General features: G+C 64.7%; 12 protein-coding genes. 9 read left to right on the top strand and 3 right to left on the bottom strand.

Annotated elements, in window-relative coordinates; translation table 11 throughout:
* The first annotated feature begins 24 nt into the window (after nucleotides 1–24).
* Entirely contained in the window at nucleotides 25–1,302 is a 1,278-nt protein-coding gene (locus L0U82_RS00860; protein ID WP_233827847.1) for an MFS transporter, read from the top strand.
* A 432-nt stretch (nucleotides 1,303–1,734) separates the two neighbouring features.
* A complete protein-coding gene (locus L0U82_RS00855) occupies nucleotides 1,735–1,920 on the top strand; it encodes a hypothetical protein (protein WP_233827846.1) in 186 nt (61 codons plus the stop codon).
* Nucleotides 1,921–2,002: 82 nt separating this feature from the next.
* On the opposite strand, the gene mgrA is transcribed toward L0U82_RS00855, so the two are convergent.
* Nucleotides 2,003–3,046 (bottom strand): L-glyceraldehyde 3-phosphate reductase, encoded by a 1,044-nt coding sequence (gene mgrA, locus L0U82_RS00850; RefSeq protein ID WP_233827845.1) that lies wholly within the window; start codon nucleotides 3,044–3,046, stop codon nucleotides 2,003–2,005.
* Between the two features lie 214 nt (nucleotides 3,047–3,260).
* On the opposite strand from mgrA, the gene L0U82_RS00845 reads away from it, so the two are divergent.
* Nucleotides 3,261–3,467 (top strand): DUF3185 family protein, encoded by a 207-nt coding sequence (locus L0U82_RS00845; protein ID WP_233827844.1) that lies wholly within the window; start codon nucleotides 3,261–3,263, stop codon nucleotides 3,465–3,467.
* Nucleotides 3,468–3,585: 118 nt separating this feature from the next.
* Here L0U82_RS00845 and L0U82_RS00840 read toward each other — a convergent pair whose 3' ends face one another.
* The gene (locus L0U82_RS00840) at nucleotides 3,586–4,347 is read right to left on the bottom strand and encodes a phytanoyl-CoA dioxygenase family protein (protein ID WP_233827843.1); all 762 of its coding nucleotides are present in this window, start codon (nucleotides 4,345–4,347) and stop codon (nucleotides 3,586–3,588) included.
* Nucleotides 4,348–4,963: 616 nt separating this feature from the next.
* Here L0U82_RS00840 and L0U82_RS00835 point away from each other — a divergent pair.
* Nucleotides 4,964–5,326 (top strand): hypothetical protein, encoded by a 363-nt coding sequence (locus L0U82_RS00835; RefSeq protein ID WP_233827842.1) that lies wholly within the window; start codon nucleotides 4,964–4,966, stop codon nucleotides 5,324–5,326.
* Nucleotides 5,327–5,642: 316 nt separating this feature from the next.
* On the opposite strand, the gene metK is transcribed toward L0U82_RS00835, so the two are convergent.
* Nucleotides 5,643–6,833: a methionine adenosyltransferase gene (metK, locus tag L0U82_RS00830; protein WP_233827840.1), complete on the bottom strand. Its 1,191-nt coding sequence runs from the start codon at nucleotides 6,831–6,833 to the stop codon at nucleotides 5,643–5,645.
* A gap of 284 nt (nucleotides 6,834–7,117) precedes the next feature.
* Here metK and L0U82_RS00825 point away from each other — a divergent pair, with 284 nt between their 5' ends.
* The 5 genes from L0U82_RS00825 (at nucleotide 7,118) to L0U82_RS00805 (ending at nucleotide 12,200) form a co-directional block, all read left to right on the top strand.
* On the top strand, nucleotides 7,118–8,002 hold the full coding sequence (locus L0U82_RS00825) for a lipid A biosynthesis lauroyl acyltransferase (protein WP_233833065.1): 885 nt from the start codon (nucleotides 7,118–7,120) through the stop codon (nucleotides 8,000–8,002).
* Nucleotides 8,003–8,173: 171 nt separating this feature from the next.
* Nucleotides 8,174–9,109: a diaminopimelate epimerase gene (gene dapF, locus L0U82_RS00820; protein WP_233827838.1), complete on the top strand. Its 936-nt coding sequence runs from the start codon at nucleotides 8,174–8,176 to the stop codon at nucleotides 9,107–9,109.
* Nucleotides 9,110–9,166: 57 nt separating this feature from the next.
* A complete protein-coding gene (locus tag L0U82_RS00815; protein ID WP_233827836.1) occupies nucleotides 9,167–9,901 on the top strand; it encodes a DUF484 family protein in 735 nt (244 codons plus the stop codon).
* A 65-nt stretch (nucleotides 9,902–9,966) separates the two neighbouring features.
* Entirely contained in the window at nucleotides 9,967–10,890 is a 924-nt protein-coding gene (gene xerC / locus L0U82_RS00810) for a tyrosine recombinase XerC (protein ID WP_233827834.1), read from the top strand.
* A 107-nt stretch (nucleotides 10,891–10,997) separates the two neighbouring features.
* Nucleotides 10,998–12,200 (top strand): class I SAM-dependent rRNA methyltransferase, encoded by a 1,203-nt coding sequence (locus L0U82_RS00805; RefSeq protein WP_233827833.1) that lies wholly within the window; start codon nucleotides 10,998–11,000, stop codon nucleotides 12,198–12,200.
* Nucleotides 12,201–12,252: the final 52 nt, after the last annotated feature.

The following is a 12,252-nucleotide window of genomic DNA, read 5'->3' as shown; positions in this document are numbered from 1 at the left end:
TCGTGTCATTCAAGGAGTTGTGTTGTGACCTTGCCGCCGGAATCCCAGCGGACTGCTTCTGCCGTTCCCTCTCCCACCACAGCCCCGGCTGCTTCCTCCGGCGCCCGCGCCGTATCGGACATCCCCTATCTCGAACGCGGCTCACGTGCGTACTGGCGCGCGAGCATCGCGCTGCTGTTCGCCGGCTACGCGACGTTTTCGCTGCTCTATTGCGTGCAACCGCTGTTGCCGTCGTTCTCCGATGCGTTCAACGTGACGCCCGCGCAAAGCAGCCTGTCGCTGTCACTGTCGACCGCCGCGCTCGCGCTCGCGATTTTCGTCGCCGGCTTCGTCTCCGAGGGCTGGAGCCGCCACAAGCTGATGACGCTGTCGCTGACGGTGTCGGCGCTGCTGACGCTCGCGGTGTCGGTCGCGCCGCATTGGCATCAGCTGCTCGTGCTGCGCTTTCTCGAAGGGCTCGCGCTCGGCGGCGTGCCCGCCGTCGCGATGGCCTACCTCGCCGAGGAAGTGCATCCCGACGGCCTCGGTCTTGCGATGGGCTTATATGTCGGCGGCACGGCGATCGGCGGGATGGCCGGGCGCGTGATTACCGGTGTCGTCGCGGATCTGTTTTCGTGGCGCGTCGCGATCGGCACGATCGGTGTGCTCGGCCTGCTGTCGATGCTCGCGTTTCGCGCGCTGCTGCCGCCGTCGCGCCACTTCGTGCCACGCCGCGGACTCGGCTTCGCGCATCACCGCGCCGCGCTGCTGCGGCAGTTCACGCGGCCCGGGCTGCCGCTGCTGTTTCTGCTCGGCTTCGTGCTAATGGGCAGCTTCGTCACGCTGTACAACTACATCGGCTACCGGCTGCTCGCGCCGCCCTATCGCCTGAATCAGACCGAGATCGGCGCGATTTTCATCGTCTATCTGACTGGCGTGGTTGCGTCGCCGTGGTCCGGGCGCATGGCCGATACGTTCGGCCGCGCGCGTGTGCTGACCGCGAGCCTGCTGCTGATGATGTTCGGCCTCGCGCTGACGATGCTGCATCCGCTCGCGGCGATCGCAGCCGGCATCGCGTGCCTGACCTTCGGCTTTTTCGCCGGGCATTCGGTGGCAAGCGGCTGGGTCGGACGACTCGCGAAAGACGCGAAGGGGCAGGCCGCCGCGCTCTATCTGCTTGCGTATTACCTCGGCTCGAGCGTGATCGGCTCGTATGGCGGGCATGTGTGGGCCACGCATGGCTGGAATGGCGTGGTCGGACTGGTGGGCATGCTGCTCGTGATCGGCCTGCTCGCGGCGATGCGTTTGCGCGGGCGCGAATAGCCCGCTGTGTCGAACGATTCAAGCGTGATCGACTCGCGTGACGGTTGCGTTTGAGTTGCTCGGGGTTTGCGCGGCACGGCCGGAATCACAGACATGTTGCGCGTTATCGCGTCGCGAAATTCAAGGTGTACCAATCCGCGTGCCGCGTGCCAACCATACGCCGCGAGGCATCCGTCCGTACGACTCACCCCGCATGGATTCGCGGCAAAACGTAAGTCACATGTAAGCGGGCATTTCATAGTTTTTGCTTCATTTGCTGCGACGCGCCAATCGCCGTATTCCCCGCCCAGCCGCGTTCAGCGCTTTGCGAATAAGCGCCGCCGCGCGATGTGACGCGCAGATGTTCGCGCAGCGGTCTCCTATACTCGAAACGAGCGCGGGCTCTACATGATTTCAGGACCGCAGCCCTCGCCAGAAAAAATGGAGACGAATATGACGACGTACTTTACGATCGGCGACTTCATCCTGGTCATTCCGATGGCGCTGGCGGGCGCGCTGTTCGTCGGCGCACTGCCTTGCAAGACGGAGCTGCGGCACAACGCGTTGCGCGTGCTGGGCGCGCTGATCGGCGTGATGTTCGCGGTGGCGCTGGTCGAGGGTCTGCCGGCGCTCGTATAGCGGCCGAGCGCCCACAAAAAAGCCGCACGCTTAGCGTGCGGCTTTGTCTGTCCACTACTTTCGCGGATAGTCCGTTACGCGATCAGATCGCCTGATCCGTCGACGGCTTTTCCCATAGATTGATCCCGCCTTCGGTTGCAAAGCGATCGATCTCCGCCAGTTCATCCGCCGAAAACGCGAGATTCTTCAACGCGCCGACGTTCTCGCGCACCTGCTCCGCGCGGCTCGCGCCGATCAGCACCGAGGTCACGCGCTGATCGCGCAATGCCCATGCGAGCGCCATTTGCGCGAGGCTCTGACCGCGCCGCTGCGCGATGTCGTTGAGCTTGCGCACGTGCTCGATGTTCTGGTCGCTCAGATGCTCCTGCTTCAGCGAGCCGCCGCCCGCCTTGTTGACGCGCGCATCGGCCGGCACGCCGTTCAGATACTTGCTGGTCAGAAGCCCTTGCGCGAGCGGCGTGAATGCAATCGTGCCCGCGCCGACTTCATCGAGCGTATCTAGCAGGTCGCGCTCGATCCAGCGGTTCAGCATGTTGTACGACGGCTGATGGATCAGCAGCGGCACCTTGTACTCGGCGAGCAGCTTCGTCATCTCGCGGGTCTTCGCCGACGAATACGACGAGATGCCGATGTACAGCGCCTTGCCTTGTTGCACCGCGCTCGCCAGCGCGCCCGCGGTTTCCTCGAGCGGCGTGTTCGCATCGAAGCGATGCGAATAGAAGATGTCGACGTAGTCGAGGCCCATGCGCTTCAGGCTCTGATCGAGACTAGCGAGCACGTACTTGCGCGAGCCGCCGCCCTGGCCGTACGGACCCGGCCACATGTCCCAGCCCGCTTTCGACGAGATCAGCAGTTCGTCGCGATACGGCCGGAAATCGTCGTTGAACAGACGCCCGAAATTGGTTTCCGCGCTGCCGTACGGCGGCCCGTAGTTGTTCGCCAGATCGAAGTGCGTGATGCCGAGATCGAAGGCGGTGCGCAGGATGTCGCGTTGTGTCGAGATCGGCGTGGTGTCGCCGAAGTTGTGCCATAGGCCGAGCGACAGCGCCGGCAGTTTGAGACCCGACTTGCCGCAAACGCGGTATTGCATGTCCGAATAGCGTTCTGAAGCTGCTTCGTAAGCCATTGCTAGTGTCCTTGTCGATGAAATCGCCCGGCGGTTGCGGGCATGAGGAATCGCGCGTTGCGGAGGCGTGCTGCTTCGGAGATTTATTGTTGGGTGCGGCCAGACCGCTATGGTAGCCAATCGACGCGACGCTTGCAGGCACCCAGTATGCGGGATAGACGAGCGCGAAAGGCTCGCCTACACTCTGGCCGATTCAGGCAGAAGGGAGAATTAAATGACGAAAGCGATTTCGATCGCGCTGATTGTCGGCGGTATCGTGCTGCTGTATTTCGGCGGCCAGGCGTTCAATTCGGTAAGCAGCGACGTGTCGCGTTTCTTTACCGGCTCGCCGAGCAACAAGGCGATCATGCTGATCGTGGCGGGCGTCGTCGCGACGCTGGCCGGTTTGACGGGGGTGGTGTTGTCGGGGAGGAAGCGCTGACGCCTGTCGTCATGTGCTTGCGTGCTTGTTGCACGTTTGCCGCCTGCTTCTTCGCGTTCGATCTCATTCATGAACGGACGGAACAGGCGGCGGACAAACGCCGCCGCTGTCCGTCAGCCTAGAACGCGATCTCGGGCTTGGCGGCCGAACGCGTGCCGGGCAACGGCACGTTGCTCACGCCGTGATACGTATACACCAGCGAGAACTTCACCTGATCGCTGAGATTCTTGCCGGCCGAGTGCAGCGTGTTGCAATGGAAGAACACCACGTCGCCGGCCTTCAACTCGGGTGACACCGCGGTGCGGATCGCAGCCTCGTTCTCGGCGAGATCGGCGCGGAAAAATTTCGCATCGTCGAAACGGTCCGACGTGAACGCGGCGCTATGCGATTTCGGCACGAACCACAACGCGCCGTTATCGACTGTTTCCGGCCCGACTGCGAGCCACACGGAAACCAGATCGTCGCGCTCGAACGACCAGTAGCGCACGTCGCGATGCCAGCCGGTCAAGCTGCCGTACGCCGGATGCTTGGTCATCATGCAGTTGTGATGCGCGCGCGACAGACGCGGCTCCTCGCCGAAATACAACTCCATCCAGCCGCGAATTTCCGGCGCGGTCGCCCATTGCGCGAACGCCGGATGACGACCGTACGCGTCGAGCAGACGCCGCACCGTATGCCCACCCGGCGCATCCTTCGACGACGGCGCGCCCGGATACTGCAAATCCGCTTCGAACTCGATCGGCGCCGCCGCTTCGCGCAGTTGCTGCTGCGCGATCCGCTTCAGTTCGTCGCAACGCTCGGGCGACACGAGTCCTGGCACGACGACAAAACCCTGCTCTCGCAACGTGTGAATCTGCTCTTTCTTCGAATGGAGTGACATGGTGTTCCGTGACTGTCGGCTGACCTGACCTTCGATTGTAAAACGGGCGCGATCGGGGTGCGTTGTTTCGCGGATTGTTTCGCTGGCGGTTTCGTCTGGGGTTTTGTCGGCCGTGTCTTGCGCGGTGGGTTCGTTGCCCGATTCCGTTGTTCGGCAGTGTCGCTGGGCGGCCGCACGTCGATGCACCAGATTCTGGCGCAACGCGCGACACACAGCCCATCCACTGGGCACAAACGCACGAAAATCGATCGCAAACGAAGCGATCACGTCGGTGCGCGCGACGTGCTTTTTGCAGGGGCAGACCCGCTTTCGCAGGGTAATAACGGACTTTCTGACGTCACGAATCCCGTGTAGCCTGCGCGTATGTTGATCGCAGCTTACGCACTTCTTTGCCGTGCGCGGGCCGTCCGGCTTCGTGCCGGCGGTTTCTCCGCATTTTTCCGCCGCCTCGTTTTGCGCCGACTCTCGCGTCGCAGCCTTCGTCATAGCGATGCGCCCCGGATTTCCGGCTTTCAGGCCCTTCATCGCAAGCCCGTCATTGGCACATTTGGTGCTGCTTTCCGTGCGCATCCCGGCGCACGTGCCGACGTGCGGTACATTGCCTACTCGTGAAGCCATGCATACTCTTTTGAGCACCCGTCTTACCCGCGCCGCGCTGAAAGCGGCGCGTCCCGCGCGCCGTCACATGATGCGCGCGCTGCGCCACCATGCTGCGCGCACCCGCGCGCTCGGCGAGCAGTGGCGTGACGCCAAGGCTGTCGACGGTATCCGCACCTGGTTCCATACGTTCTTCTCGGCGCTGCGCCAGCAAGGCGGCACGCGCCGTCTGTCGCTGCGCACGCTGCTGCGCAAGCCGACGCCGGTGCGCCTTGCCGTCAGGAAGCGCGCGCCGGAAGTGCAGGTTCATACGAGCCGCCGGCCACGTCGGCTATCGACGAGCAGCAGTGGGTGGTTTGCGTTCGCGTTTGCGAGCCGGTGAGGGTTCGGTTACTGAGTTGAGCTGTTGAGCTGTCGCCGGGCGACTTCTGTTCGTCGAGGCGTGCATAGCGGCGTCTTGTACACCGACGAACGGAAGTGAGTCGGCCGCATCGCGAGACGGCAAGCGCGTAAGCGGTTGAACCGCTTATTCCTCAGAGGACTTCGTCGCACACATCGCGTCGTGATCGTGATCGCGCTTTTGCGTGCCGACGCACACACCCTCACGCGCCCATCTATCCTTGCGGCAGATAAAGAAAAACCCCGCCCGGCTCACGCCGGCGGGGTTTTTTGCTAGCAGGCTGCGAGCAGCCGGGCGCTTATTCAGCGAGCGCCACAACCGGTTCGGTACCGGCGGCTTCGGCGAGCGCCAGCGCCTTATCGGTGGCTTCCCACGTGAATTCCGGCTCTTCGCGGCCGAAGTGACCGTAGGCTGCGCTCTTCTCGTAGACCGGACGCAGCAGGTCGAGCATCTGGATGATGCCCTTCGGACGCAGGTCAAAGTGTTCCTGCACGAGACGCGTAATCGTCGCACCCGACACGCGGCCCGTGCCGAACGTGTTGACCATCACCGAGGTCGGCTGGGCAACGCCGATCGCGTACGACACCTGGATCAGGCACCGCGACGCGAGGCCAGCAGCGACGATGTTCTTCGCGACGTAACGGCCGGCATAAGCAGCCGAGCGGTCGACCTTCGACGGATCCTTGCCCGAAAATGCACCGCCGCCATGCGGTGCCGCGCCGCCGTACGTATCGACGATGATCTTGCGGCCCGTCAGACCGCAATCGCCTTGCGGGCCGCCGATCACGAAGCGACCGGTCGGGTTCACGAGGAACTTGATGTCGCCCTTGATCAGGTCGGCCGGCAGCGTCGGCTTGATCACTTCCTCGATCACCGCTTCACGCAGCGTGGCGAGGTCGATGTCCGGCGAGTGCTGGGTGGACAGCACGACGGTATCGATCGAATGCGGCTTGCCGTCGACATAGCGCACGGTGACCTGCGACTTCGCATCCGGACGCAGCCAGGGCAGACGGCCGTCGCGGCGCAGATTCGCCTGACGCTCGACCAGACGGTGCGACAGGTGGATCGGCAGCGGCATCAGTTCCGGCGTTTCCTCGCACGCGTAACCGAACATCAGGCCCTGGTCGCCGGCGCCCTGGTCGAGGTTGTTGTCGTGCGCGCGATCCACGCCCTGGGCGATGTCCGGCGACTGCTTGTCGTAAGCGACGAGCACCGCGCAGCCGCGGTAGTCGATGCCGTAATCGGTGTTGTCGTAGCCGATGCGCTTGATCGTGTTGCGCGCGACCTGGATGTAGTCGACGTTCGCGGTCGTGGTGATTTCACCGGCCAGCACGACGAGACCCGTGTTGCACAGCGTTTCGGCTGCAACACGCGAGTACTTGTCTTGCGCGAGGATGGCGTCGAGGATGGCGTCCGAGATCTGATCCGCGACTTTGTCGGGATGGCCTTCGGAGACGGATTCGGAAGTGAAGAGATAGTCGTTTGCCACGTTGCAGACTCCTGTTATGTGGTTACGGGTGAGTTTCACGTAGCCAGCTTCGGGAGCCTTGAAGCGGCGACGCTTTAGCGGATTACCTTACCGTTGGACGCATATGCCATGGAGACCATGGACCGCACCCGCCGGCTTCGCCCCGCAAGTTGTCTATTAACTCGGCGAAGCCCTTATTATAGCGACTTCTTCAGATTGTCACAGAGTCCACGAGTGCGGTATCACGCCAATTTCTCCGCTTTACCGAACCCTGTCGCATGTCGCATCTCCTTGCCGGAGGCGGCATGCTGAGCCGCTACGGTCCGAAGCTCGCGATCGGGCTGCTCAAACTCTTCGCGCTGTTGCCGTACGGTTTCGTCGCCCGTCTCGGTGATGGCCTTGGCTGGCTGCTCTATCAGATTCCGAGCCGCCGCAAGCGCATCGTCCATACCAACCTGAAACTGTGCTTCCCCGACTGGAACGATGAACGCCGCGAGGACGTCGCGCAGAAGCATTTTCGCCACGCGATCCGCAGCTATCTGGAGCGCAGCGTGCAGTGGTTCGGCTCGGCGAAGAAGCTCGAAAAGCTGATCCAGCTCGACAGCGCGATCGACCTGACCGACCCGAACCTGCCGCCGACGCTCTTTCTCGGCTTTCACTTCGTCGGCATCGAGGCCGGCTCGATCTTCCTGAACTATTCGCTCAAACGTCAGTGCGGCTCGCTGTATCAGCCGATGTCGAATCCGGAACTCGAGGCCGTCGCGAAAGCGGCGCGAGCGCGTTTCGGCGCGGACATGGCGAGCCGCGCGGACAGCGCGCGCATCGTGCTGCGCTGGCTGCGCGAGAGCAAGCCGGTGATGCTCGGCGCGGACATGGACTACGGCGCGCGCAATTCGACCTTCGTGCCGTTCTTCGGCGTGCCGACCTGCACGCTGACCGCGGTCGGCCGTCTCGCGAAGGTCGGGCACGCGCAGGTCGTGCCGTTCATCGGCGAGGTGCTGCCGAACTACAAGGGCTATCGGCTCCGGGTCTTCAAGCCGTGGGACAACTACCCGACCGGCGACGACGATGCCGACGCGCGCCGTATGAACGAGTTTCTCGAAGAACAGATTCCGCTGATACCCGAGCAGTATTACTGGGTGCACAAGCGTTTCAAGACGCGGCCGCCGGGAGTGCCGGGGGTGTATTGAGTGAGCCCCGCCTCGAGCCGCACCGTGCCCGTTCCTTACGCCCCAACGTGTATCATCCACTATTGGTCCAACCCGGCTCGAATCGTCGCTATGCGCGCGACCAGCCAGGCCAGATTCTCCGGCTTCGCCCGCGCGCGCGAAGCCCCTTGCGGCAACGGATACACAGAAAACGTGAAGCTTAAATTCACCAAGATGCACGGCGCCGGCAACGACTTCGTCGTGCTCGACGGCTATACCCAACCGCTCAGCCTGACCACCGCCCAGGTGCGCGCGCTCGCGAGCCGCCATTTCGGCGTCGGCGCGGACCAGTTGCTGCTGGTCGAAAAGCCGACCGTCGACGGCGTCGATTTCAGATACCGCATTTTTAATTGCGACGGCGGCGAGGTCGAGCATTGCGGCAACGGCGCGCGCTGCTTCGTCAAGTTCGTGCGCGACCGCGGCCTGACCGATCAGCGCAGCGTGCGCGTGCAGGTACAGAAAGGCACGATCACGCTGACGATGCAGGACAACGGCGAGGTGATCGTCGACATGGACGCGCCGGTGTTCGACCCCGAACGCGTCCCGTTCGCGACCAAGGGCCTGCAAGGCCGCCGCGAAAACGCCGACACGCTGTGGCCGCTCGACGTCAACGGCACGACGCGCTGGATATCGGTGGTATCGATGGGCAATCCGCACGCGGTGCAGGTGGTCGACGATGTCGAGGCGTTTCCGGTGCTCGTCGAAGGTCCGGCGATCGAGCGGCATACCCGCTTTCCGCAGCGCGTGAACGTGGGCTTCATGCAGATCGTCAGCCGCGGCGAGATCCGGTTGCGCGTCTACGAGCGTGGCGCCGGCGAAACGCTCGCGTGCGGCACCGGCGCGTGCGCGGCGGTCGCGGCGGGCATCCGTCGCGGGCTGCTGGACTCGCCAGTGCTCGTCCACACGCACGGCGGCGATCTGACGATCACGTGGGACAGCACCCAGCAAGGCGCTCCGCTGCTGATGGCCGGCCCCGCGGCAACCGTCTTCGAAGGCGAGATTGAACTGGCCGACGACTTCGCCAACGAGTTGGCGAGTGCGCCGGCAAGCGCTTCCGCCAACGCGTCCGTGAACTCGACCGCCGCCTAACTCATTGACCGACGCGCCGTCGCAAACCGGCCGTCCCGTAGTCCTCTAGCCGAAACCATGAACGATCGCGAAGTCGCCGAATACCTGCTCGCCAATCCTGATTTCTTCGTCGAACACGCGGAAACGCTCGCGACGATCCGGCTCGCGAACCCGCACGGCAAAGCCGCGGTATCGCTGCAGGAGCGGCAGATGGAAATGCTGCGCGACAAGAACAAACATCTCGAACGCCGGCTCGCCGAACTGCTGCGCTACGGTCACGAGAACGACAGCATCGCGTCGAAATTCAACCGCTGGACGATTCGCGTGATGGCCGAGCGCGATCCGTATGCGCTGCCGCGCACGATCGCCGGCGGTCTGCGCGATATCTTCGACGTGCCGCAAGCGGCGCTGCGCGTGTGGGACGTCGCCGAGCCGTATGCGCAGGCCGATTTCGCGCGCCAGGTCAGCGAAGAAGTGCGCATTTTCGCGAACAGCCTGAGCACGCCGTACTGCGGCGCCAATACCGGTTTCGAAGCGGCGCAGTGGCTCGCGCCGGCGGCGAGCGCTGCCAGTGCGGCACATGGCGCCGATGAGAACGGCGCCGCGCAGGCCGACCCGGCGCAGCAGTCCACCGAATCGATCGCGCTGCTCGCGCTGCGCACCCCGGAAGCCGGCGAAGACGCCTCGACATTCGGCCTGCTCGTGATGGGTTCGGCCGATGCGCGACGCTTCCACGACGGTATGGCGACCGATTTCCTCACGCAGATCGGCGCGCTCGCGAGCGCCGCGCTGAGCCGGCTGCTGCCGCGCTGAGCCACGCCGAGCGCCCGTAACGCACACTCGCGCACACCAATCCGAGCCCACCGCCCGCTTCTACCGTGACCGCCGCCGACCCGATCGCCGCCTATCTGTCGCATCTCGAACACGAGCGGCGGCTGTCGGCGCACACGCTGCGCGCGTACACGCACGAACTCGACGAACTGAAACTGCTTGCCAAAGGCAGGCCGCTCGAAACCCTGAGCGCGGTCGAGATTCGCGGTGCTGTCGCACGCGCGCACGCGGGCGGCCTGAGCGCGCGCTCGATCGGTCATCGGCTGTCGGCATGGCGCGCGTTCTACCGCTGGCTGGCTGGCCGCGTCGATCTGCCGGCGAATCCGGTCGCCGCGGTACGCGCGCCGAAGCAGGCGAAAACCTTACCCAAGGCACTTTCCGTCGACGATGCCGCGCGCCTGATGGACAACGCGCCCGCCGCGTCGCCCGAAGGGTTGCGCGATCACGCGATGCTCGAACTGTTCTACTCGTCGGGCCTGCGCCTCGCCGAACTGGTCGGCCTCGACGTACGCTTCGCCGAAGCCGACGGCTACCGCTCGGCCGGCTGGCTCAAGCTCGATTCCGCTGAAGTCGAAGTGCTCGGCAAGGGCAACCGGCGCCGCATCGTGCCGGTCGGCGCCAAAGCAGTCTCGGCGCTGAATGCGTGGCTGGCGGTGCGCGACCAGATGGTCAGGCACGATCCGCATCCGCTCTTTCTGTCCGCGCGCGGCAACCGGCTTTCGCCGAACGTCGTGCGCGAGCGCGTGAAGCGCGCGGCGCTGGCCGCCGGCATTCCAGCAAACGTGCATCCGCACGTGCTGCGGCATTCATTCGCGACGCACGTGCTGCAGTCGAGCGGCGATCTGCGCGCAGTGCAGGAACTGCTCGGCCACGCGAGCATCACCGCGACCCAGGTTTATACCGGGCTCGATTTTCAGCATCTCGCCCACGTCTACGACAGCGCGCATCCGCGCGCCAAAAAACGCAACTGATCACGCGACTGACGCCGCCCGCCGCCCGCCACGACAGGCAGTCCGCACCTGAATTTCACCGGCCGCGCCGGACCCACCGCGCGGCCCATTGCCTGACCGACACCCAGATGAATACCGTTACGCTCAAACCATCGAAAGAAAAATCGCTGCTGCGCCGCCATCCGTGGGTCTACGCCAACGCGATCGACCGCGTCGATGGCCGCCCCGAAGCTGGCGCGACCGTGCTGGTGCGCGCGCACGACGGCCGCTTTCTCGCGCGCGCCGCGTACAGCCCGCACTCGCAGATCCGCGCGCGCGTGTGGAGCTTCGACGAAGCCGAGCCGATCGACCACGCGTTCTTCAAGCGCCGCGTGCAACGCGCGCTCGCGCATCGTCAGACGATGGTGCGCGATACCGGCGCGGTGCGTCTGATCTTCGGCGAGGCGGACGGCCTGCCCGGCCTGATCGTCGATCACTACGTCGCCGAGGACGCGGGCCAGCGCAGCCAGCTCGTCTGCCAGTTCATGGCGGCGGGCGTCGAGGCATGGAAGGAAGCGATCGTCGCGGCGCTGGTCGGCGCGACCGGCTGCCCAAATGTGTACGAACGCTCGGACGTATCGATTCGCCAGAAGGAAGGGCTCGAACAGATCACCGGCGTGCTGGCGGGCGAACCGCCGTCGGACGCGCTGATCGCGAGCGAAAACGGCGTGCGCTATCACGTCGACGTGCGCAACGGCCACAAGACCGGCTTCTATGTCGATCAGCGCGACAACCGCCTGCTCGTGCAGCAGCTCGCGCAGGATCGCGACGTGCTGAACTGCTTCTGCTACACCGGCGGCTTTTCGCTCGCGGCCTTGAAGGGCGGCGCGAAACGCGTGGTATCGGTCGACTCTTCCGGCGAAGCGCTGGCGCTCGCGCAGCGCAACGTCGAGGCCAACGGCTTCGACGCCGAACGCGCCGCCTGGCTCGACGCCGACGCGTTCAAGACCTTGCGGCGTCTGCATGACGAAGGCGAGCGTTTCGATCTGATCGTGCTCGATCCGCCGAAATTCGCGCCGTCGCGCGAACACGTGGACCGCGCGTCGCGCGCCTACAAGGACATCAACCTGACCGGTCTGAAGCTGCTGCGCCCGGGCGGACTGCTGTTCACCTACTCGTGCTCCGGCGCGATCGACCCTGAACTGTTCCAGAAAATCGTCTCCGGCGCGGCGGCCGATGCGCGCGTCGACGCGCGGATCCTCAAGCGCCTCGGCGCGGGCGTCGATCATCCGCTGCTGACCGCTTTCCCGGAAGGCGAATACCTGAAGGGGCTGCTGTTGCAAATCGCCTGATCGCCCTTACTTACGGGCCGATTGCGCGGGCCTGCGGCCGCGGCGACGGCGG

This window comes from Paraburkholderia sp. ZP32-5 (assembly GCF_021390495.1).
Taxonomy (GTDB): domain Bacteria; phylum Pseudomonadota; class Gammaproteobacteria; order Burkholderiales; family Burkholderiaceae; genus Paraburkholderia.
The sequence above is the reverse complement of the archived record's forward strand: the minus strand, read 5'-3'. Positions and strand labels throughout refer to the sequence as shown.

What these genes read in the sequence shown, in the direction of transcription:
- L0U82_RS00855 (WP_233827846.1), top strand. Translation starts at nt 1,735, where the DNA reads ATGACGACGTACTTTACGATCGGCGACTTCATCCTGGTCATTCCGATG.
- mgrA (WP_233827845.1), bottom strand. Translation starts at nt 3,046, where the DNA reads ATGGCTTACGAAGCAGCTTCAGAACGCTATTCGGACATGCAATACCGC.
- L0U82_RS00845 (WP_233827844.1), top strand. Translation starts at nt 3,261, where the DNA reads ATGACGAAAGCGATTTCGATCGCGCTGATTGTCGGCGGTATCGTGCTG.
- L0U82_RS00840 (WP_233827843.1), bottom strand. Translation starts at nt 4,347, where the DNA reads ATGTCACTCCATTCGAAGAAAGAGCAGATTCACACGTTGCGAGAGCAG.
- L0U82_RS00835 (WP_233827842.1), top strand. Translation starts at nt 4,964, where the DNA reads ATGCATACTCTTTTGAGCACCCGTCTTACCCGCGCCGCGCTGAAAGCG.
- L0U82_RS00825 (WP_233833065.1), top strand. Translation starts at nt 7,118, where the DNA reads ATGCTGAGCCGCTACGGTCCGAAGCTCGCGATCGGGCTGCTCAAACTC.
- L0U82_RS00815 (WP_233827836.1), top strand. Translation starts at nt 9,167, where the DNA reads ATGAACGATCGCGAAGTCGCCGAATACCTGCTCGCCAATCCTGATTTC.
- L0U82_RS00805 (WP_233827833.1), top strand. Translation starts at nt 10,998, where the DNA reads ATGAATACCGTTACGCTCAAACCATCGAAAGAAAAATCGCTGCTGCGC.